Annotated in this window: 16 protein-coding genes; 12 read left to right on the top strand and 4 right to left on the bottom strand. The window is 67.3% G+C overall.

Features of this window, described 5'->3' with window-relative positions:
- Positions 1-470 precede the first annotated feature (470 nt).
- Positions 471-1,457, top strand: a complete 987-nt coding sequence (locus tag FHT19_RS13025; RefSeq protein WP_248290447.1) for a sensor domain-containing diguanylate cyclase — start codon at positions 471-473, stop codon at positions 1,455-1,457.
- Positions 1,458-1,604: 147 nt separating this feature from the next.
- Positions 1,605-3,323 carry a tannase/feruloyl esterase family alpha/beta hydrolase gene (locus FHT19_RS13020; RefSeq protein WP_169475450.1) on the top strand — a complete coding sequence of 573 codons (1,719 nt, stop codon included), beginning with the start codon at positions 1,605-1,607 and terminating at the stop codon, positions 3,321-3,323.
- 4 nt (positions 3,324-3,327) lie between these two features.
- Here the strand turns inward: FHT19_RS13020 and FHT19_RS13015 are convergent, their stop codons facing one another.
- Positions 3,328-3,840, bottom strand: a complete 513-nt coding sequence (locus FHT19_RS13015; RefSeq protein WP_169475449.1) for a DUF3237 domain-containing protein — start codon at positions 3,838-3,840, stop codon at positions 3,328-3,330.
- 121 nt (positions 3,841-3,961) lie between these two features.
- Between FHT19_RS13015 and FHT19_RS13010 the strand changes: the two genes are divergently transcribed.
- The 4 genes from FHT19_RS13010 (at position 3,962) to FHT19_RS12995 (ending at position 9,718) form a co-directional block, all read left to right on the top strand.
- Positions 3,962-5,014 (top strand): alpha/beta hydrolase, encoded by a 1,053-nt coding sequence (locus FHT19_RS13010; protein WP_169475448.1) that lies wholly within the window; start codon positions 3,962-3,964, stop codon positions 5,012-5,014.
- Between the two features lie 36 nt (positions 5,015-5,050).
- Complete coding sequence (locus FHT19_RS13005) at positions 5,051-6,040, top strand: LacI family DNA-binding transcriptional regulator (RefSeq protein WP_169475447.1); 990 nt, start codon at positions 5,051-5,053, stop codon at positions 6,038-6,040.
- Positions 6,041-6,287: 247 nt separating this feature from the next.
- Positions 6,288-8,663, top strand: coding sequence for a TonB-dependent receptor (locus FHT19_RS13000; RefSeq protein ID WP_169475446.1), 2,376 nt, complete (start codon positions 6,288-6,290; stop codon positions 8,661-8,663).
- A gap of 35 nt (positions 8,664-8,698) precedes the next feature.
- Positions 8,699-9,718 (top strand): alpha/beta hydrolase, encoded by a 1,020-nt coding sequence (locus FHT19_RS12995; protein WP_169475445.1) that lies wholly within the window; start codon positions 8,699-8,701, stop codon positions 9,716-9,718.
- A gap of 325 nt (positions 9,719-10,043) precedes the next feature.
- Here FHT19_RS12995 and FHT19_RS12990 read toward each other — a convergent pair whose 3' ends face one another.
- Positions 10,044-10,565 (bottom strand): hypothetical protein, encoded by a 522-nt coding sequence (locus tag FHT19_RS12990; protein WP_169475444.1) that lies wholly within the window; start codon positions 10,563-10,565, stop codon positions 10,044-10,046.
- Between the two features lie 331 nt (positions 10,566-10,896).
- Between FHT19_RS12990 and FHT19_RS12985 the strand changes: the two genes are divergently transcribed.
- Positions 10,897-12,099 carry a GGDEF domain-containing protein gene (locus tag FHT19_RS12985; RefSeq protein WP_169475443.1) on the top strand — a complete coding sequence of 401 codons (1,203 nt, stop codon included), beginning with the start codon at positions 10,897-10,899 and terminating at the stop codon, positions 12,097-12,099.
- 72 nt (positions 12,100-12,171) lie between these two features.
- Positions 12,172-13,338 (top strand): lactonase family protein, encoded by a 1,167-nt coding sequence (locus tag FHT19_RS12980; protein ID WP_169475442.1) that lies wholly within the window; start codon positions 12,172-12,174, stop codon positions 13,336-13,338.
- 16 nt (positions 13,339-13,354) lie between these two features.
- Here the strand turns inward: FHT19_RS12980 and FHT19_RS12975 are convergent, their stop codons facing one another.
- Positions 13,355-14,473: a Gfo/Idh/MocA family oxidoreductase gene (locus FHT19_RS12975; protein WP_169475441.1), complete on the bottom strand. Its 1,119-nt coding sequence runs from the start codon at positions 14,471-14,473 to the stop codon at positions 13,355-13,357.
- A 189-nt stretch (positions 14,474-14,662) separates the two neighbouring features.
- Between FHT19_RS12975 and FHT19_RS12970 the strand changes: the two genes are divergently transcribed.
- From FHT19_RS12970 to FHT19_RS12955, 4 genes are all read left to right on the top strand, one after another.
- A complete protein-coding gene (locus FHT19_RS12970; protein ID WP_168557144.1) occupies positions 14,663-15,613 on the top strand; it encodes a sugar phosphate isomerase/epimerase in 951 nt (316 codons plus the stop codon).
- A 66-nt stretch (positions 15,614-15,679) separates the two neighbouring features.
- Complete coding sequence (locus tag FHT19_RS12965; RefSeq protein ID WP_169475440.1) at positions 15,680-17,020, top strand: glycoside-pentoside-hexuronide (GPH):cation symporter; 1,341 nt, start codon at positions 15,680-15,682, stop codon at positions 17,018-17,020.
- A gap of 10 nt (positions 17,021-17,030) precedes the next feature.
- A complete protein-coding gene (locus FHT19_RS12960) occupies positions 17,031-18,686 on the top strand; it encodes a GMC family oxidoreductase N-terminal domain-containing protein (RefSeq protein WP_169475439.1) in 1,656 nt (551 codons plus the stop codon).
- A gap of 65 nt (positions 18,687-18,751) precedes the next feature.
- A complete protein-coding gene (locus FHT19_RS12955; RefSeq protein WP_168557141.1) occupies positions 18,752-19,780 on the top strand; it encodes a LacI family DNA-binding transcriptional regulator in 1,029 nt (342 codons plus the stop codon).
- Here FHT19_RS12955 and FHT19_RS12950 read toward each other — a convergent pair.
- The gene (locus tag FHT19_RS12950; protein WP_169475438.1) at positions 19,777-21,063 is read right to left on the bottom strand and encodes an amidase; all 1,287 of its coding nucleotides are present in this window, start codon (positions 21,061-21,063) and stop codon (positions 19,777-19,779) included. The genes FHT19_RS12955 and FHT19_RS12950 overlap by 4 nt on opposite strands.
- Between the last annotated feature and the right edge of the window lie 13 nt (positions 21,064-21,076).

The following is a 21,076-nucleotide window of genomic DNA, read 5'->3' as shown; positions in this document are numbered from 1 at the left end:
GGCCCCGTCGCGAGGAGAAAGCGCGCAGGAATATCTTACATATTTCAAGTGCTTTCGACGCTGCGAGGGGGCCTTTGGGTCAAATCCCGAAGGGATGCCAAAATGGCTTCCATCTAGCTGCGCTGAACTGCGTTTCAGCCCAAAGTGCCCTTGCAAAGGCTACCAGCCTTCGCAAGGGCACTTTGGCCCGATATGTTCGCCATTTTGGCGCCTCGGGGGCGCCATTTATGCGTTCACGACCTAGCCGGAGCCCGCCCGGAACGCCCCGTAAAGGCACGATTGTGTTGTGGCAGGCCAGGTTCTATGGCCATCGTAACGACCGCCGATCACGAGGAATGCCGAAGGCCCGTTCTACGGTTCGGCAAGGTCGATGCGGTAGACATCGGGAAGGGTTTGCGCGCAATGAATCTCGCCCTGTTGCAGACCCTGGCGCCGGCGGCACGGGGATCGAAACGCATGAGGGACTTGTCGTGAAGCCTATTCGCACGGTGCTGGGGGACGAACCTGGGCGCATTGCCGCGCTGCATCGCCTCGACATTCTCGATACCGAGGCGGAGAGCGCGTTCGAGGATGTGGTCGCACTGGTGCGCGCGGCATTGCATGTGCCGATCGCAGCGGTCTCGCTGATCGATGCCGATCGCCAGTGGTTCAAGGCCAGGGTCGGGCTCGACGTCAGCGAAACCCCGCGCAGCGTCTCGTTCTGCTCCCACGCGATCGAGGACACCGAGCCGTTCCTGATCGCGGACGCGTTGGAAGACGTGCGCTTTGCCAACAATGCACTGGTCAATGGGCCGCCGAATGTGCGCAGTTACGCCGGCATCCCGATCCGGACGGCCGAAGGCTATAACGTTGGCGCGCTGTGTGCGATCGACCATCGCCCGCGCCAGTTCACGCCCACCGAAGTGGCGATGCTGTGCAACCTGGCCCGCATCGTCGAAAAGGAACTGGAACTGCGCCGGATTGCCGATCGCGATGCGCTGACCGGTTGCCTGACCCGCCGCGCCTTTGCCGAGCGCGCCGTCGTGGAGATCGACCGCTTCCACCGCTACGGCCGTCCTTGCAGCCTGGTCATGGCCGATATCGACCATTTCAAGGCCGTGAACGACACGCACGGTCATATTGCCGGCGATTGCGTGCTGCGCGAAGTGGCGCAACTGGTCATGCAGCTCAAGCGCGACGGCGATGTGCTGGGCCGGCTGGGCGGCGAGGAATTTGCCGTGTTGCTGCCCGAAACCAGCGCCGGCGCGGCGCGGGCGGCGGTGGATCGGTTCCGCCGCACGCTGGAACAGCACACCATGACTCTGCCCGGTGGCGAGCGGCTTCGCGTCACCGCCAGTTTCGGCATTGCCGAACTGAGCGGCGGCATCACCATGCTGGACGAATGGCTCGCCGCTGCGGACCAGGCGATGTATGCGGCCAAGCGCGGTGGCCGCAACCGCTGCGAAATCTGCGCCTGATTTCCCCAAGGGAGCGCCGCAGCCGGATCGGATTATCCTTGCTGGGCACGCACATGCGGTTGCAATCGTTTGCGCGAATGTTATACCGCATTGCTATCTGGATCGTAACGATCGGATGGGAGAGGCGTGGCCTTATGGAGGATTTGCGTGGCCTGTAAGACGAAAAGCATGCGCCGCATGGCGCTGGCCGGCATCGCAACGGGCGCGCTGCTGGCGCCTGGCATGGTACTGGCCAAGACCGGCGCCGCCGTGCCTTCTGCCCAGGCTTGCGCGGCTTTGGCGCAGCCAGGCCGGGTGGCCTGGCCCGATACCACCACGCGGATTGTGGCGGCCACCTGGCGCGCGGCGGGATACGCGGTTCCCTTGCTTGGCCAGCCCGATGCACCCCCGGTCCAGGCGGCGCTGCCCGCCCATTGCGAGATCGAGGGCCTGATGCACGAGCGGCGCGGGGTAGACGGGCAAAGCTATGCCATCCGCTTCCGCCTGCGTCTGCCGGCGCAGTGGAACGGCCGCTTCCTCATGCAGGGCGGCGGTGGCACCAACGGCACCGTGGGCGACGCCATCGGCCAGGTGGGCGTGGGCCAGCCCTTTGCCCTGGGCCGGGGCTATGCCGTGCTCGCGCAGGATTCGGGCCACGACAATGCCACCAACACCGATCCGGCCCGCGGCGGCATGGTGGCCTTTGCCCACGATCCGCAGGCGCGGGCCGACTATGGCGGCGCCTCGCTGCGGCCGGTCACGCTGGCGGCCAAGGCGCTCGTTGCTGCCTATTATGGGCGTGCGCCGCGTTTCAGCTATTTCTATGGCTGTTCCAAGGGCGGGCAGGAAGGCATGGTTCTGGCCCAGCAGGAGCCCGACCTTTACAACGGCATCGTGGCCGCTGCGCCCGGTTTTGCCCTGCCGCGCGCCGCCCTGGCCGAGGCGTGGAACACCAAGGCGCTGGGCGGTGTGCTGACAGCGCAGGGCCAGGCACCCACGGTGGCTGCGCTGGCCGGCAGCTTTTCGGTGGAAGCCGGGGCCAAGGTGCGCCAGGCGATCCTGGCGGCGTGCGACGGATTGGATGGGGCCAGCGACGGGATCGTGGCCGATGGCGCGCGTTGCACCTCTGCGCTGGTCGTGCCGCAGCTGCGCCAGGCCGGTCTTTCGGCCGCGCAGGTGAATGCGCTGGTGGCCATCCACGATGGCGTTCGGGACAGTGCGGGGCACCAGATCTATCCTGGCTTTGGCTGGGATGGCGGCTGGTTCGATCCGGGTTGGCGTATCTGGATGATGGGCAGCGCCGATGGGCGTGTGCCGCCGCTCAACGTCGTGCTGGGGGCGCCGTCGCGACTGGTGCTGTTTGCCACGCCGCCGGGCACCGTGCCGCCCGCGCCAGACGCGATGCTGGCCGCACAACTGGCATTCTCGCCCGACAAGGACGCTGCCGCGATTACCGCCACCGCGCCGGGCTGGCCGCGATCGGCCTGGGCCGATGTGGGCGCCCATCTGCCCAATCTTGACCAGTTCCGTGCCCGAGGCGGCCGCCTGATCGTGCCGCATGGCGCCTCTGACCCGGTGTTTTCGCTGAACGATACGCTGGCGTGGTGGCGCGCGCTCGATCGCCACAGCGGCGGTCAGGCGGCCGGATTTGCGCGGGTCTTCCCGGTGCCGGGCATGGCGCACTGCGCGGGCGGCCCGGCCACCGACCGCTTTGACGCGTTCCGCGCGCTGGTGCGCTGGGTGGAGCAGGGCCAGGCGCCCCAGGCGTTGCAGGCCAGCGCCGGGCCCGCCACACCCTGGCCAGGCCGCACCCGGCCGCTGTGCCGCTATCCCCTGGTGGCCAAGGGGAAGGGCGGCGCGCCGGCTTGCGTGATGCCCAAGGGGTGAGGGGCTAGCGCACCTTGTAGAACGCGATGTCGACCGCAGGGTGGGCCGGATCGGTGCCACCCTCGATCGTCGCGACATAGGCACCGCCGTTGAGCCAGGTGAGGGGGCCAAGCGGCGCTTCGAACGTGGGCATGCTGTAGATCGGCGTGCGGGTGCCATCGGGGGCGGGGCACATCTTGCCGTGGTTGACCACGTTGAACACGGTGCCATCTGCGGCCTTGAGCATGTAATCGGCATGGAGTTCGGCGCAGCCCCCCGCGCCGTGCAATTGCCAGTCCCACCCGCCAGGCACGACCGTGCCGCGCAGCATCGGCCCTTCGAACGTGCCGCCGGTGATGCGCACCAGGCTGCGACTACCACGCGGCGTCTGCCCCACGTCGCGTTGCTCGCCCAGCAGGACATGGGCGCGAAACATCAGATCGAGCGTGGGTGCCGGCGTGGCGGCGCGAACCGTGGCCGGCGCTGCGAGCGTGCACAGGGCGGCCAGCAGTGCCGGCACGGCATGGATACGTGACATGGTGAACCTCTCCGACGGATTGTGAATGCGTAACCGATTGCGCAATTGCTTTTGGCATGCCACGAGGGCAGTGCAAGATGATTGTGCGCCAAGGCGCAATCGGGTGAGGGAAAATCAAGCGATGATCGATCGACGCAAATTCCTGTGCCACGGCGCAGCCAGTGTGGGTGCGGGGCTGGGCGTGGCCTTGGCCGGGCCTGCTGCCTGGGCGGCCGATCCGCTGGCTGGGGTGGACCCGGCGCTGCGCGCGGGTGCGGATATCGTGCTCAAGATGGGAGCCCAGCTTTCGCCTTTGACGGCTGCCCGCCTGCCGATCCTGCGCCAGGGCAGCGCCACGATGGCAGCGCCGCTGCGTCCCGACGTGCCGGTGGAAGAGCGCAAGGTTCCGGTGGGGGCCGGCATTCCCGATGTGACCGTCTTCGTCATCAACGCCGGTGCCCGGCCAGGGGGCGCGCCAAGGCCGGCGATCCTGCATACCCATGGCGGCGGCTTCGTGGCCGGCGCGGCGCGCGCGGAACGCGGCTATCTGCAGGACTTTGCCAGGACGCTCGATTGCGTGATCGTGACGGTGGAATACACCCTGGCGCCCGAGGCGCGCTTTGCCCGGTCCACCGCCGAAACCTATGCCGCGCTGCGCTGGCTGCACGCCCAGGCCGAAACGCTGGGCGTGGACCGGCGGCGCCTGGCGGTGATGGGCGAAAGCGCGGGCGGCGGCCATGCCGCGCTGCTGGCGATCATTGCGCGCGATCACGGCGAAGTGCCGCTGGTGCTGCAGGTGCTGACTTATCCCATGCTCGATGATCGCACCGGCAGCACCGTTACCCCGCCGCCGGGCGTGGGCAAGCTGGGCTGGGACGCGCAGGCCAACCGCTTTGGCTGGGCCAGTTTTCTTGGGGTAACGCCGGGATCGCGCGCGGTTCCGGCCGCCGGCGTCCCGGCGCGCCTGGCCGATCCGCGTGGACTGGCGCCGGCGTTCGTGGCGGTGGGTGGTATCGATCTGTTCGTGGACGAGGATATCACTTATGCTCGGCGCTTGACCGATGCCGGTGTCCCGACCGAATTGCTGGTGATCCCCGGAGCCTATCACGGGTTTGACCGCGTCGTGCCCGATGCCGGCCCTTCGCGGCGGCTGATCCAGGCGCGGTTCGACGCTTTGCGCCGGGCCTTTGCCTGACCCCGGCTGCTGCGCCACGATCATGAAGCGGAACGCATGAATCTCAAGGAATTTGCGGAACTGGCAGGGGTTTCCACGGCAACGGCATCGCGGGCACTGAGCCGGTCCGGCCGGGTAAGCGAGGAAACGCGGCAACGCATTGCCGTGCTGGCGGAAAAGCTGGGTTACCAACCCAATGCCATTGCCCGCAACTTGCGCACGCAGCGCACCATGACCGTGGGCGTCCTGGTGCCGATGGGCCACGATGCGTTGCAGCACCTGTCCGACCCGTTCTTCAACACCATGATCGGCTTCCTCGCCGATGCCCTGGTCGATCGCGGTTATGACCTGCTGCTCTCGCGCGTGCTGCCCAGTGACGAGCGCTGGCTCGATCGCTACATCGGCAGTGGCCGCGTGGATGGTATCATCGTGATTGGCCAATCCGATCAATATCATGTGATCGAAAGCGTCGCGCGCCGATATCACCCCATGGTGGTGTGGGGCGGGCAGTTGCCCGGCCAGAAGCATTGCGCGGTGGGATCGGACAATTTCCGGGGCGGGCAACTCGCGGCCGAGCATCTCGTGGCGCAAGGGTGCCGCAAGCTGGCCTATGCCGGGCCGGACCGGGGCGCCGAATTCGGCGAACGCCTGGCCGGGGTGCGCGCGGCATTGGCCGCGGCGGGCCTGCCCGAGCCGGTGGAACTGCCATCGCATTTCGAACCCGATGCGGCCTATCGCGATCTTGCCGCGCACCTTCTTTCCCTTGGCCACATGCCCGATGGCATCGTCGCCGGCGCCGACGTGACCGCCGCCGGCATGATCAAGGCCCTGACCGAACTGGGCCACGACGTGCCCGGTGCCGTGCGCGTGATCGGCTACGACGGCCTGCCGCTGGGCGAGCAGCTCACCCCCACGCTCACCACGATCGACCAGCAGTTGCGCGAGGGCGCCAGAATCATGGTGGACCTGGTGTTGCGCCGGATCGCGGGCGAAGACACGCCATCGGTGCGGATCGCGCCCCGCCTGCTGCAGCGCGCGTCCACCTGATCGGGGCCCCGGCCGGCCTTTCATTTCCCTGCTGCACGAGCTTGATTCGCGCGGGCGTGCCGCGGGGAAGGCCGGTGCACGCCATTTCCTGCCGCCCGGAATCTAATCGATTGCAATAAATTCGCGCCGCGCCATTGACGCTGCGTGGAAATGTGTGCAATCGATTACGCAACACACGAGGAACGGCGCGGGGTCTGCCCCATTCGCATCGGCGGGCACCGGCATCCTTGGCATCAGGGAGAGTGACATGATGAATCGCACCCAATGGCTGATTTCCGCCGGCGCATGCGCGGTTGCCGCGCTTGCCACCGCCGCGCATGGGCAGGCCGTGGAACAGGCTGCCCAGCCGTCGGACTCGCAGGCAGCGCCCGCCGACCAGGCCGTGGGCGAAATCGTGGTGACCGCGCAGAAGAGCAGCGAAAAGCTCAGCAAGGCACCGATCGCGGTCAGCGTGGTGGCGCAGGGATTGCTGGATCGCCAGGGGCTGACCACGGGCGAGCAGTTGGCGACCACCGTGCCCTCGCTCAAGCTGTCGCAGAACGGTTTTGCCATTCGCGGCATTGGCAGCAACAACAGCTTCAGCGGCTATTCCACGGTCGCCACTCAGTTCGACGGTATCTACAATCCCTCGTCGGCCGCGCTGTCGATGGCGGTGTTCGATATCGCCTCGGTGGAAGTGGCGCGCGGGCCGCAGGGCACGGTCTATGGCCGCAACGCCACGGCGGGCGTGGTCAACATCAACACTGCCGATCCGGGCAAGCTCTATGGTGGCAGTGCCAGCGTGCAATATGGCCGCTTCAACGATATCCGCGCCCAGGCCGCGGTGGACCTGCCGGTATCGGATACGCTCGGCCTGCGCGTGGCGGCGTTTCGCCAGGTCAACGATGGCTATGGCCCGCAATTCAAGGCCGATCGGTTCGATCGCGCCGATCTGGCCGCGGTGCGCGTGACCACCAAGTGGCAGCCGACGTCCTCGTTCAGCTGGCGCCTGTCGGGCAGCTATGGCGAGAACCATAGCACGGTGCCGGCTGTCTACCTGCGCAACTACACCTATTATCCGCAGGCCAACCTGACCACCGGCACGTTCGGGCCCGGCACGATCGTCCAGTCCGACGCCATCAATCCAGGCCTCGATCTGGTGACCGCCAATCGCCAGTCGATCAAGAGCTATGATTTGCGCTCCAAGGTCGTCTGGCAGATTTCCGCGCCGCTGACGGTGACCTGGCTGGCCGGCTATTCGCTGCTCAAGAACGATGGGGTGGTGGCCGCGTCGGGCGTGTTCTCGCAGGAATACCTGGGCCAGCGCACCCGCACCTGGTCCAACGAAGTGGACGTGAACTACGAAAGCGGGCCGCTCAAGCTGGTGGCGGGCGCTTATCTCTATGAAGACAAGCAGCCTTCGGGCCAGCGCCTGCTGCACGCGGGCAATACCGCGCCCGCGCCGTTCAACACCGTGTTCAACGCCTTTGGCCCGATCGTGGCGGGCACCGGCAACCAGATTTCGACGATTGCCGGGGTGGACGTGGTCAACACCTATTCGGGCACGGGCAGCCGTTCGCACGCGCTGTTCGGCCAGGCGACGCTCAAGCCACTGCCCGGCCTGCGCCTGACCGCCGGGGTGCGCTCCACCTGGGATTCGGTGTTTTCGCGCGAACAGCAGCTGGTCTGCGCGGGCAATACGGTGACGCGCGCCACAGTCAGCGCCGATACCTGCCCGGTGGGCGGCACGCTTGCCTATACCGATGACCGTAACCGCGCGGCGGTGGACTTCAGCAAGGTGAACTGGAAGCTTGGCGTCGATGCTGACCTGACCCACGATGTGGTCGGCTATGTCACGGTTTCGACCGGGTACCGCGGCGGCGGCTTGCAGGCCAGCACCAACCCTGCTGGCTTCCGCCAATATGCGCCGGAAACCGTCACCAACTATGAAGCGGGTCTGCGCGGCAATTTCTGGGGCAATCGCCTGTTCGTGGGCCTCACCGCCTATCAGATGGACTATCGCGACTTGCAGGTTTCGACGATCATCGTCGATCCGGTGCAGGGGCCGATCGCGGTGACGACCAATGCCGCCAAGGCGCGTATCCGCGGGCTTGAGCTGGAAACCACGTTCCGTCCCACTTCGGCCGATCGCCTGTCGGGCTATGTTTCGTTGATGGATGCGCGCTTCCGCAGCTTTGCCGACACGCCTGACGGCCTGCTTTATGCCGATACGATGTACAACATCTTTGCCCCGCTGCTGGGCTATGCATCGATCACGGCGGCCACCACCGACAATTCGGGCAAGCGTCTCGCCTTTGCGCCCAAGTTCAGTGCGCGGGCCAGCTATTCGCACGCGTTCACCCTGGCATCAGGCGCCCGGATCACGCCGGCTGTGGATTTCTTCGCCCAGTCGATGAGCTATGCCACCGCGCAGAACATCGCACAGGGGCGCATTGCCGGCTATACCAAGACCGATCTCAACCTGCAGTTCGACGACGCCTCAGGCCACGCCTATGTGAACCTGTTCATCAACAATGTGGAAGATCGCCGCATTCCCACCACCGTGGTACCGGTGTGGAGCTCGACCACGGCAAGCTATGCCCCGCCGCGCACCTATGGCGTCCGCGTCGGTTTCAAGTACTGATCGAGGCCGGACTCGGGAATGGGAAACGACAGGAAATGGACCAGGGCATCGATCGGCGCGGCGTGCTGGGCATGGTGGGTGGAGCGATGATCGCTGGTCCATTTCCGGCCGCGGCCACGGCCGCGCCGGCCACGGCGCGCGCCAGCGTGCCGCCGCCATTGCAAACCCCGATCGGGGCGAGCGACCTGCCGGCGGCCTGGCGAGAAGCAGAAGTGGTGCCGCTGTGGGACGGGCCGCCGCCGGGCGGGACTTTTGCTCCGCCGCAGCGCCCGGCCGGCCTGGCCGCCACGTTCATTAATGGCGTGAGCGCGCCGGCGCTGCACGTGTTTCGGCCCCGGCAGAGCAATGGCCGGTCGCTGCTGGTCATTCCCGGCGGCGCCTACAGCTTTGTCTCGGTTCGCAACGAAGGGCTGGACGTGGCGCAGGCTTTCACCGCCCTGGGTTATACTGTCCATGTCCTGGTCTATCGCCTGCCGGGCGAGGGCTGGACGGCGCGAGCCGATGTGCCGCTGGCCGATGCGCAGCGCGCCATGCGCCGCATCCGGGCACTGGCTCTGCGCCTTGGGCTTGATCCGGTCCAGGTGGCCGTCATGGGCTTTTCGGCGGGCGGGCATCTGGCCGCGTCGCTGCTGACCGGGTATCGTGAGCCGTTGTTTGCGCCGGGCGATCATCTCGATACGCTTGATGCGCGGCCCGCATGCGGCGTCCTGGTCTATCCGGTGATCGCGATGCGCGCGCCTTATGGCCATGCCCTTTCGCGCGAACTCCTGCTCGGGCCCGATCCCGATGCAGCCCTGGTCGCCCGGCGTTCTCCGGCCGAGCATGTCGACGCACAGACGCCGCCGACGATGCTGGCCCACGCTTTCGACGATCCGGCCGTTCCATGGCAAAACAGCACGGCGTTCATCGAGGCGATGCAAGCGGCACGGCGACCGGTGGAAGCGCACTTCTTCGAAGAGGGTGGCCACGGCTTTGGCACCGGGCCGGCCAATGCGCCTGCCGGGCAATGGCCGCGCCTTGCAGCAGCCTGGCTCGACCGTCACTTGCTCGCTTGATCAAAAGCCGCGGTGGTTTGCGATCTTGCTGGTCGGCTGCGGCGAGGCGGAAATTGCCAGGCTTGGCGTGCATTGGCGGTGACTTTGCCAAGAGGACGAGCCGACGTGATGTGAGCCGTAAAGTGCATAATAAAGGTTATGTTAAATGAAATTGCGAGCATAGTTGCAAACTGCGCAACTGTCCTTGCTCCCTTCGCACTTGCACCAAGTCACGATTTCACCCATTTGGAGCAGGCCTTTCAGGCATCCTCTCCCAAACTCAAAACGGCCAGCCTTCGGGCTGGCCATTTTTTTGCCTGTTGTTTGCGCTGACGACCGGTTCGGTTCAGATTGCCTTGCCCAGTGCGCGCTTAACGGCAGGTATAATAGTATAAACCGCTTCGCGCTGGGCGCCGCGGTTTTCATGATCCACGCAATAGCCTTGGTAATGCCGGCGGATCAGCCCGGCGCGCACCAGGTCGGACACCGCACGGCTGACGTTGGTGCGCCCGGAATGGCGCAGACGCTCGCGCAGTTCGGTGGCGATCGCCTGCTCGGCCAGGGCCGCATCATCGGGCAAGGCGCCGCGTGCCACCAGCTCGGCGCGCACTTGCTCCACCACGGCACGGCGCCGCGCATCGCGCTGGGCCATCGGCATCAGCGCGTCGCTCAACCAGTCACGCACCGGGATCGCCTGGCCGCCTTCACGCACATAAGGTCCTGCGCTGTCTGACGCGCCCGCGGCCCTGGCGATGAGGTTGAGCACCATGAACGTATAACGCGGCCTGGCAGAGACTTGGGCCAGTTTTTCGAGCACGGCCGGCAAGTCCATGTCGTGATCGGCGGGCGGCGTTGGCATTGGCTTCATGCCCGGCTTGGCTATGCCCCCTGCTCCGGCGCGCAGGCGGCGTGGTCTGCGCGGGGCGACGGGCAGATCCGTTGCGAAGAGGTCAGGCTGAAACATGCGAACATTTCAAGCACAAACCGACTCTCTTGTGAATCCCCTCCAGGCCATGGGCACGCTTGTCGCGTCGATTAGTCATGCGTGACACTTTACCCGAGCGCTGCGGTAAAGTGTCAGCCGTGACTTTCGCAAACCACCCGAATGGGATATTAGCAATCCGCTCAGTCACTGGCGGTATGGTTTAACGACAGGCAGATACCCAGGCCGGCGGCGCTTTGTGCCGCCGTGGCGAAGGATGGCGGGGCGCTATGCGATGATGGTGATTTCGCAACTCCTCGATATCGGCACGTTGCTGATCATCAATGCGCTGATTGCCACCATGTCGCTGGTGGCCTTAGCGGTTGCCACGCGTCATATCGGCAATCGCGATGACCAGCGTGGGGCGGCGTACGTTGCCGCTGGCTATGGCTTGATCGCCGCGGGTTTTGCCATCCTGTTTGCGCCGGGCTTCATTCCCGTGCTGGAGAGCGGGGCGTTGTGGGGCAACGCCCTGCTCGACCTGGGCACGATTGCGCATTTCCTGGCGCTCAATGCCATTTGCCAGCGCCATGGCGCCGAATTCTGGGTGCTGCCCGTGGCCCTGGCGCTGGGCCTGTGCGAATTGGCGCTGGTGGCGCGCATCGGGCCCGATATGCGGATGATGGTGGCGCTGGGCGCCGGGCTGCGCGCCTGTGTGGCCATGGCCACGGTGTTTGCCCTGTGGCGGTGCCACGATCCGGCACGACGGCCGATCGCCCTGATCCTGGCGGGGTTTCACATTGCCTGGATCGTCATGCTCGTCCTGCGCATCACCTGGTGGCTGGGCAGCGACGCCAGCGGGCGCGGGTCCGATCCGACGTCCAGCTTCGGCTTGACGGCGCGCCTGCTGCTCACCTGGGCGATCGCGCCGTGCTATCTGTGGATGATCAAGCGCGAAGTGGATGCCGAACTGATCCGCCATGCGCGCCAGGACCCGCTGACCGGCGTCGCCAACCGCCGCGTGATCTGGCAACTGGCCGAAGCGCGCTGTGGCCGCCCGCGTGGCAAAGTGGGCGTGATCGCGATCGATATCGACCATTTCAAGCAGATCAACGATCGCTATGGCCATGGCACCGGCGATGCCATGCTGATGCTGGTCGCCGAGGTGCTGAACCGCAATTTGCGCAGCGGCGACGTGCTGGGGCGCATCGGGGGCGAGGAATTCCTGATCCTGCTGGCCGACGACAAGATCGACGCGCGTGCCGGCCTGGCCGAACGGCTGCGCCAGGCCGTGGCCGATGCGGCGCTCACCCTGCCCGATGGCACGCCGCTGTCCTGCACGATCAGCTTGGGCCATGCCGCGATGGCCCTGCCCGGCAAGGGGTGGGAGGCCGCGGTCCAGGCGGCGGACCGGGCGCTCTACGCTGCCAAGCACGGCGGCCGGAACCGCGCGATGGGCGCCGAGGAGCTGGCCGCCTGATCGCCGCTTGACGGCGCGCGGTGCAACGGCCACTGCCACGGCGCATTGCCGGCAAGAGAGGGCGTCGACCACATGGATTTCAAAGTCTTCGCGCAGGGGATCGTGCTGGCATTGGGTGCTGCCGTGCTCGCCCCCCTGCCCGCATCGGCGCAGCCGCTGTTGGTGGGTGGGTACACCGGCCAAGGCGGCCAGGGCATCGCCGTCTATGATTTCGATCCGCGCACCGGCACCATCGCCGCGCGGCCGCTGCAGGTGGAAGCGGCCGGCAATCCTTCGTGGCTCACGCTTTCGGCCGATTGCCGCCATCTCTACGCCGTCAACGAAAACGGTGACGGGCAAGCTGACCCGGTCGGGCGGGTTTCGGCCTATCGTCTCGATCCGCGCAATGGGCGCCTGGCGTTCCTCAACCGCGTCGCGTCCCTTGGCGCGGAGCCAACGCATGCCAGCCTCAGCCGCGACGGGCGCTTTTTGTTCATTGCCAACTATTCGGTATCGGCCGATCCGGGCGGCACGCTCGCGGTAGCACCGGTTCTGGCCGATGGCCGCCTGGCGCCGGTCATCCAGGTCAAGACGCACCACGCCAGCCTGGTCGATGCCGATCGCCAGGCGTCTGCCCATGTCCATTCGGCGGTGTCCTCGCCCGATGGCCGCTTCGTCTTTGCGCAGGATCTGGGGGCGGATCGCATCTATGCCTATCGCTATGATCCCGCCCAGCGCGAAAATCCGCTGTCGGCCGTGCCCGGACAGCCCTTCCTGGCATTGCCCCCCGGTTCGGGTCCGCGCCATCTGGTCTTTGCGCCGGGCGGCCACCAGGCCTATGTGACGCTGGAAATGGCGGGCGCGGTGGCCGTGCTCGATTACGCCGAAGGGCACCTGACGGTGCGCCAGGTGGTGCCGCTGGCCCCCGCCGGCTTTGCCGGCAAAGTGGGGGCGGCGGCACTGCATGTTTCGCCCGATGGGCGTTTCCTGGCAGTGACCGACCGCGGCACGGATAATCACCTGGTCAGCTTTGCCATCGATCCGGCCAAAGGCACGTTGACGCCGGTGGACCGGCGCGCGGTGGATGGCATCCAGCCGCGCGAATTCGCCTTCGCCCCCGATGGCCGCTTCGTGCTGGTGGCCAACCAGGGCAGCAACGCCATTGCCGTGTTCCGCCGCGATCCGCAGACCGGCGTGGTTGGCGAAAAGGTCCAGACGCTGACATTCAGCCAGCCATCGGCGCTGCTGTTCCCGAGCTGACGGCCAGGCACCGCGATCAGGGGGCAAAGTCCACCCAGCCCGCGCCAGCGCGGCTGGCGGCCACGCTCGCAGCGATGAAGGCCATGCCGCGCAGGCCTTGGCCGGCATCGGGTACGAGGCTGCCTGGCTCGCCCGCCAGGCTGCCGGCAAAATCGCGATAGAGATTGCCCAGCGCTTCGATCAGGCCTTCGGGATGGCCGCCCGGCAGGCGCGTCGCGCGGCGTGCCGCAGCGCCGAGCGACGGGTCGCCCGCGCGTACCCGTTCCAGCCCGCCATCTTCGCGCAACCAGTCGAAATGGTTGGGCTCTTCCTGGCTCCAGCGCAATCCACCGGTGCTGCCATAGAGCCGGATGGCCAGGCCGTTGCCCTCCCCGGTCATCACTTGCGAGGCCATCAGCAGGCCGCGCGCCCCATTGGCAAAGCGCAGGAAGACCTGGCAATCATCATCCAGCGCACGCCCGTGCACCACGCTGCCCAGGTCTGCGGCCAGGCGCACGACGGGCGTGCCGCCAATGAATTCGGCCAGGTGAAACGCATGCACGCCGATGTCGGCAATGCAGCCGCCCTCGCCCGATCGCGCCGGATCGAGCCGCCATTGCGCCTGGCCGCTTTCGGCCGCACCGGCCAGCCAGCCCTGGCTATATTCCACCACCACCTTGCGCAGCGTGCCGATGGCGCCGGCGGCCACGCGCGCGCGCATTTCGCGCACCAGGGGATAGCCGGTATACGTGTAGGTCAGCCCGAATGGCACCGGGTTGTGCGCCAACCGCGCCACGATCTGCTGCGCTTCGGCCAGCGTTGCGGTCATCGGCTTGTCGCTCAGCACCGCCACGCCCGCATCGATCGCTGCTGTCGCTGCGGCGGCATGGTGCGCGTTGGGCGTGGCGATGGTGACGAAATCGATGCCGTCCGGCCGCTGCGCTTCCTGCGCCAGAAGCGCCTCGACATTTGCATAGGCGCGTGCCGGATCGACGCCATAGCCTGCCGCCGCCAGCGCATTGCGCGCCGCGTCGCGGCTGAACACGCCCGCGACAAGATCGATCTGCCCATCGAGCCGCGCCGCCATGGCATGGACCGGGCCGATGAAGGAACCCGGCCCGCCACCGATCAGTCCCATGCGAATGCGTCGTGCCATGCCAGTCCTTCCGCCACCTAAATGAAAACGTTACCATCATCATCTAGCTTCGAAGCACCGGGCCCTGCAAGCGGTTCTGCGCAGTGCTTGACAAGCGGCGCGGATTCGGGCTTTTGCAAAACGTAATGGATTACATTTGGTGTGCGAGCCCTCGGCTCGATGCGCCGATTCTGCAAGGTGCCTGCGTTCATGCTCTCGTTCGGTGTCGACCTGATCACGTTCTTCCATCCCGGTTTCTGGGACCTTCCGACCGAGGAAGCGGTGGTGGCGCATGGCAAGGCCGATCCACGCGCGTTCTGGGACCGCATGCTCGACACCCTGGCACAAAGCGGCGTGCGCGGCATCGAATTGACCTTTTCCCCGTTCGGGGCCGACGATCTCATTGCCGCTTATGGCAGCCATGCCGATGCGGCGGCGCAACTGGCCGCGCGCGGCCTGGCGATTGCCGGCGGCTTCTTTGCCGATATCGCGATCGAGCCTGGGCTGGGTGATCCGCACGTGGAGGCGCGCTGGCTGGAACGGGGCGAAGCGCTGGCGGCGCATCTCGCCGGCTGGGGCGCGCAGTCGATGGTCATCGGCTTGCCCATGCGCACGAGCTGGGACGCCCAGCCTCCGGTCTTTGCCGACCTTGCGCTGATGCAACAGGCCGCAAGCCTTGCCAACCGGCTCGGCGCGCGCACCCTGCACCACGGCGTGCGCCTGGCGCTGCACACCGAGGCCCATTCGATTTTCAGCCAGCCGCGCGATATCGACCTGCTGCTGCTGTTGACCGATCCGGTCTACGTCGGGTTCTGCCCCGACAGCGCGCATATCCTGCTTTCGGGCGGAGATCCGGTGGCGATTGCGGCGCGCCATGCCGAACGCATCGCCGCCGCCCATTGGAAGGACGCGCGCGGCACGATGCCGTTGCGCACCACCATCGACCACGACATCCACCGCGCCCATCGCCCGTTCTTCACCGCGCTGGGCACCGGCAAGGTCGATCTGCCGGGCTGGGCTGCTGTTCTGGCAACGCGGACCGATCTCGAATGGGCGATCCTGGAAATCGATGCCGTGGCCGATCCGCTGCGCGCCATTCGCGCTTCTTTGGCTTATGCCGGAACGCTGGCGTCGCCGCTTGCCACCGGGGCAAGCGTCTGAACCGGCGGGGACACGACAGGGATTGGCAGCGCGGGAAAGGCTGATGGACATGGGCGGGACACGGGCATGAACGAAGCAGCACTTCGGGGGCGGGAAACCCTGCGCTGGCGTGAAAAGCTGGGCTATGGCTTCGGCAATTTCGGCATCAACCTGTCCTTTGGCATGACCAGTGCCTATTTGCTCTATTTCTACACCGACGTTTGCGCGATCCCGGCCGCGACGGTGGCCACCGTCTTCCTGGTGGCGCGCTGCCTCGATGCCGTGTTCGATCCGCTGATGGGCTTGCTGATCGATCGCACGCACACCCGTTGGGGCAAGCATCGCCCCTGGCTGATCTGGGTGGCGCTGCCCTTTGCGCTGTGCGGGGCGCTGGTGTTCTGGGTACCGCCCTGGGCGGGGACCGCACGGATTGCCTATGTCTTTGCCAGCTACACCTTGCTTGGCATGCTCTATTCGGCAGCCAGCCTGCCGTTCAATTCGATGCTGCCCACGCTCACCCGCGATCCGCGCCAGCGCAACACGGTCAACGCCTTGCGCGAGTTCCTCGGGTCTTCGGCAACGGTCGGGATCAGCTATGCCGCGCTGCCGCTGGTGCGGCTGATCGCGCCGGGGAACGAGGCGCGCGGGTTTTTCGTGCTGGCGGTTGGCCTGGCGCTGGTCACGCTGCTGGCGATGCTCAATGCCTTTGCCACCACGCGCGAACGCGTCGCCGTGGCCCAGGACGTGGCCCGGCTGACCACCGCGCAATCGCTGGAGGCGGCGCGCGGCAACGGGCCGTGGATCGCCACGATGCTGGTCAATTTCTTTTTCTGGATCGGCTTTGCCGGGCATCTCCAGTCGTTCGTGTTCTATGCGGAGCGGGTACTGGCAGCGCCCGCGCTCACTTCGTGGCTGATGCTCACGATGCTGGCGGTGCTGGCCGGCACCGCCATCGCGGGGGTGCTGGCCAATGCGATCGGCAAGCGGCGCACCGGCGCGATCGGTGCGGGGCTGGCTGCGCTGTTCACGGCGCTGATCCCGCTTTCGGCCGATCCTTCCTGGGTGCTCGTTGCCAACATCCTGGCCTATTTCGGGCAGGGGCTGATCGGCGGGCTGCTGTTTTCGCTGATGGCCGATGCGGTGGATTATGGCGCGTGGCGTTCCGGCTATCGCGCGCAGGGCTTCCTGTTTGCCGCGTCCAGCTTTGGCGTGAAGCTGGGCATGAGCCTGGGCGGTGCCGCCGGTGCATGGCTGTTGGGCCGCGCCGGCTATGTGCCGGGCGCAGCCACCACTGCGCCGGTCGCGGCTGCTGTCGTCGCCGGCCATGTCGCCATCCCGGCCGCAAGCTTTGCCGCCATGGGCCTGAGCCTGCTGCTGTTCCGCTTTGCCCCCGATTACCGCCCCGGATCGGCCCCTGCCGGCGCGTGAGGAGTTTGCCATGAACCCGCCATACGACACGATCATCGTCGGCGCCGGATCGGCCGGCTGCGTGCTGGCCGACCGGCTGAGCCGCGACGGCACGCGCCGGGTGCTGCTGCTGGAAGCGGGCGGCCGCAACGACGAACTGTTCGTGCGCATGCCGCGCGGCATGGTCAGGATGTGGACCAAGCCGCGCTGGTACTGGCCCTTTCCGGCCGAGCCACAGCCCGGCCGCCCGGCGGGCGAAACCTGGTACTATGGCAAAGGCCTGGGCGGGTCGAGCGCCGTCAACGGCACCTGGTATTTCCGCGGCCAGCCGCGCGATTTCGACAGTTGGGAGGCGCAGGGCAATCCCGGCTGGAACTGGGCGGCGATCGAGCGGGCCTATGTCGCGCTGGAAAACTATGTCGGGCCGGGCAGCGGGCCTGGCCGCGGGCGCGGTGGCCCGATGGAAGTGACCTGCGTGCCGCCGCATCCCCCGCTCAGCGCCGCGATCCTGGATGCCGCACGCCAGGCGGGCATTCCCGTGCTCGACGATGTCAACACCCCCGCCACCCCGGTCGCCGCCGCCACGCAGCAGACGGTGGACCGGCGTGGCCGGCGCGTCACTGCCTTTACCGCGTTCCTGCGCAATGCGGCACGGCGGCCCAACCTTGCGATCCGTACCGGCGCGCTGGTGCGCAAAGTGGTGTTCGAAGGGCGCCGCGCCACCGGCGTGGTCGTGACCATCCACGGACAGGAGCAGACGTTTTCTGCCGATCGCGTGATCCTGGCCGCCGGCGTGTTGCAAAGCCCCAAGCTCTTGCAGCTTTCCGGCGTCGGCCCGGCCGAGGTGCTGGCCCGCCACGGCATCGCCCCGGTGCACGTCAACCCTGCCGTGGGCCGCAACATGAACGAGCACATGATGTTCGCGATGAGCTGGCGCTTGCGCGGCGCGCGGGGCCTCAACCACCAATTTCGCGGGTGGCGCCCCTATTGGCACGGGCTTCGCTATATCTTGACCGGCAAGGGCCTGATGGCCTCGCTTTTGCCCGAAGTGTCGATCATGACCGCGATCGATCCCCAAGATCCCGCCACTGTCGATTGGCCCGATCTGCAGATCGGCATTTCGCCTTATTCGATGGGTGGCAGCGGCGATGACAAGCCCGAGGCCGGGCGCGGCCAGACCGATCCCGTCCCGGGGATCACCGCCACGGCGTTTTGCCTGCGCCCGGCCAGCCACGGCCACGTCGAGCTGGCGTCCACCGATCCGGCGGCGCCGCCGCGCCTGGTGCCGTGCTGGTTTGCCGATCCGGCCGATCGCGCCACCGTGGTCAAGGCGCTACGCCGCGTGCGCGCCATCATGCAGGCCCCGGCGCTGGCCCCCTGGCTGGGCGAGGAAGCCGTGCCCGGCCCTGCGGTGGAGAGCGACGAGGCCATCATGGCCGCTGCACACTGGATGGTTTCGACCGGCCTGCACGGCACCGGCACCTGCCGCATGGGGCCAAGCCAGGACGCGGGCGGCGGCGCGGTGGTCGGACCCGATCTCAAGGTTCATGGGCTGGAGGGGCTGTACGTGGCCGATTGCGCCGCCATGCCCACGCCGATTTCGGGCAACACCAATGGCCCGGCGATGGCCTTTGCCTGGCATGCGGCCGAAGTGATCGAGCCGGCCCTGGCCCGCGCGCCGGCGTGATGAGACGAACGGCGGCTGCCGGGGTGGCGCTTGCCGCCGCCCCTGCCGCTCTGTATCGATCGACCATGGCAAACATCAAGGACATCGCCCGCCACGCCGGCGTTTCGGTCGCCACCGTTTCGCGCGCGCTCAGCACGCCGTCGCTGGTGCGCCCGCGCACGATCGAGCGGATCGAGGCGGCGATCGTCGATCTCAACTACGAACCCAACCATCTGGCCGCCGGCCTGCGCCGCCAGCGCAGCGACAACGTGATCGTTGCCGTGCCCAGCATCTACAACCCGTTCACCTCGGCGTTCGTCCAGGGGATCGAGAACGTGGCGCGGGCCAATCGCATGCGCGTGCTGCTGGGCATTACCGAAGGCGATGTCGAAACGCTCAACAAATACACCGCCATGATCGCCGGCAAGCAGGCCGATGGCATGATCCTGCTGGAAAACAGCCTGCCCGACGTGGTGCGCCGCCCGCCTGCCGGGGGCAAGGTGCCGCCGCTGGTGGCGGCCTGCGAATATCCGCCAGACCTGCAATTGCCGCGGGTGCGGATCGACAATCATGAGGCGGCGGCCCTTGTCGTCAGCCACCTGGCCGAACTGGGCCATCGGCGCATCGCCACGATCACCGGGCCACTGGCGCAGTTCATGTCCAAGGATCGCCTTGCCGGCTATCGCCTCGGCCTGGCGCGCAACCGCCTGGAATTCGATGCCGCCCTCGTTGCCGAAGGCGATTTCTCGCTGCAATCGGGGCACGATGCGATGGTGTCGCTGCTGGAAAATGGCGACGAATTCACCGCCGTTGCCTGCGCCAACGATGAAATGGCGCTTGGCGCACTCAGCGCGTTGCAACAGCGCGGCATTGCCGTGCCCGATGAAATGTCGGTGGTCGGGTTCGACGACTTGCGCTTCGGCGCCTTTGCCAGCCCGCCGCTCACGACCATTCACATCCCCACGATCGAACTGGGCGAAGCGGCGATGCGGCTGATGCTCGATTCCCTGCTGCCGGCCGAAGAGCAGCCGCCAGCGCGCGAGGTGGTGCTGCCCCATCGCCTGATCGTGCGCCAATCCACCGCCGCGCCCCGGCGCAGGCGGCGCAAAAGCTAGGCCGGCAGCGGCCCGGCATCGGTGGGCAGCACGCCCACGGCCGCCAACCTGTCTTCCAAAGCCTGGGCCACGGCGATCAACCGCCGGTCGGCATAGCGTGGCGCCACGAGCGAAACGCCGATCGGCATGCCCTGCCCGCCGCGCGCCAGCGGCAGGTTCAGCACGGGCACCTGCATCAGCGTCCAGGGCTGGTTGAACAGCGGATCGCCCGGCCCACGGCCGAACGGGGCGATGCCCGGTGCGCTTGGTGCCAGCACGGCATCGAGCCCGATCGTTGCCCGCTCGAACGCGCGCGTTGCGGCGCTCGCCCGGTCGCGCGCCAGGCGTAGGCGTTCGTCGTCGAACTGGTCGAGTGCGGCCACGCGCAGATGAAAATCGGGATGAAGCAATGCGCCGCGGGTGTGGGCCAGATCGCGGAAACTGGCCGCGCCTTCGCGAAACAGGATGGCGCGGTGATCATCGTTGAGATGGGCAAAATCGGGCAGATCGTCGATCCGCTCCAGCGCCACCCCCGCGCGCGCCAGGCCCGCCACGACGACATCCTCGAAGGCGGCCTGGGCATCGCTGGCCAGACTGTCCCACCACGGCGTGCGGAAAACGCCGATGCGCAAGGGCGCGTCCGCCGGCACTGCCAATGCCGGGGCCAGTCCATATGCCGCGCAAAGTCGGTCGATCAGGCCCAGATTGCGCGCGTGCCAGCCCACCGTATCCAGGCTGTTGGCATAGGTTTTCACCCCTTCGCGGCTGACCAGGCCCCAGCTGGGCTTGAACCCGTGGATGCCGCAATAGCTGGCCGGGCGAATGGTGGAGCCGCCGGTCTGGGTGGCCAGCGCCACATCGACATGGCCATCGGCCACCGCTGCGGCTGATCCGGCAGAGCTGCCGCCGGGCGTGCGGGCAGGATCGTGGGGATTGCTGCTGGCCGCGTTGCGACCGGCGGCGGCAAATTCCGTGGTATCGGTCTTGCCCAGGATCACGGCGCCCGCGGCGCGCAGGATCGCCACGCAGGGGGCGTCATGCGCAGCGACCTGCCCGGTAAAGAGCGGCGAATTGTGCGTCAGCGGCATGCCTGCCACCGCGATCACGTCCTTTACCCCGATGATCAGGCCGTGCAGCGGTCCGCGCGCGTCGGCCGCCAGGGCATCGAGCGTGCGCGCCGTTGCCAGCGCGCCGGTGTCATCCACGTGCAGCCAGGCCCGCACCGTGGCGTCGCGGGTGGCGATGCGGGCCAGCGCGGCTTCCACCCGCGCGGTCACCAGGGGCGCAGAATGTGCGTAATTCATCACCAACTCCGTC

This window comes from Novosphingobium sp. SG919, assembly GCF_012932495.1.
Classification (GTDB): Bacteria; Pseudomonadota; Alphaproteobacteria; order Sphingomonadales; family Sphingomonadaceae; genus Novosphingobium; species Novosphingobium rhizosphaerae.
The sequence above is the reverse complement of the archived record's forward strand: the minus strand, read 5'-3'. Positions and strand labels throughout refer to the sequence as shown.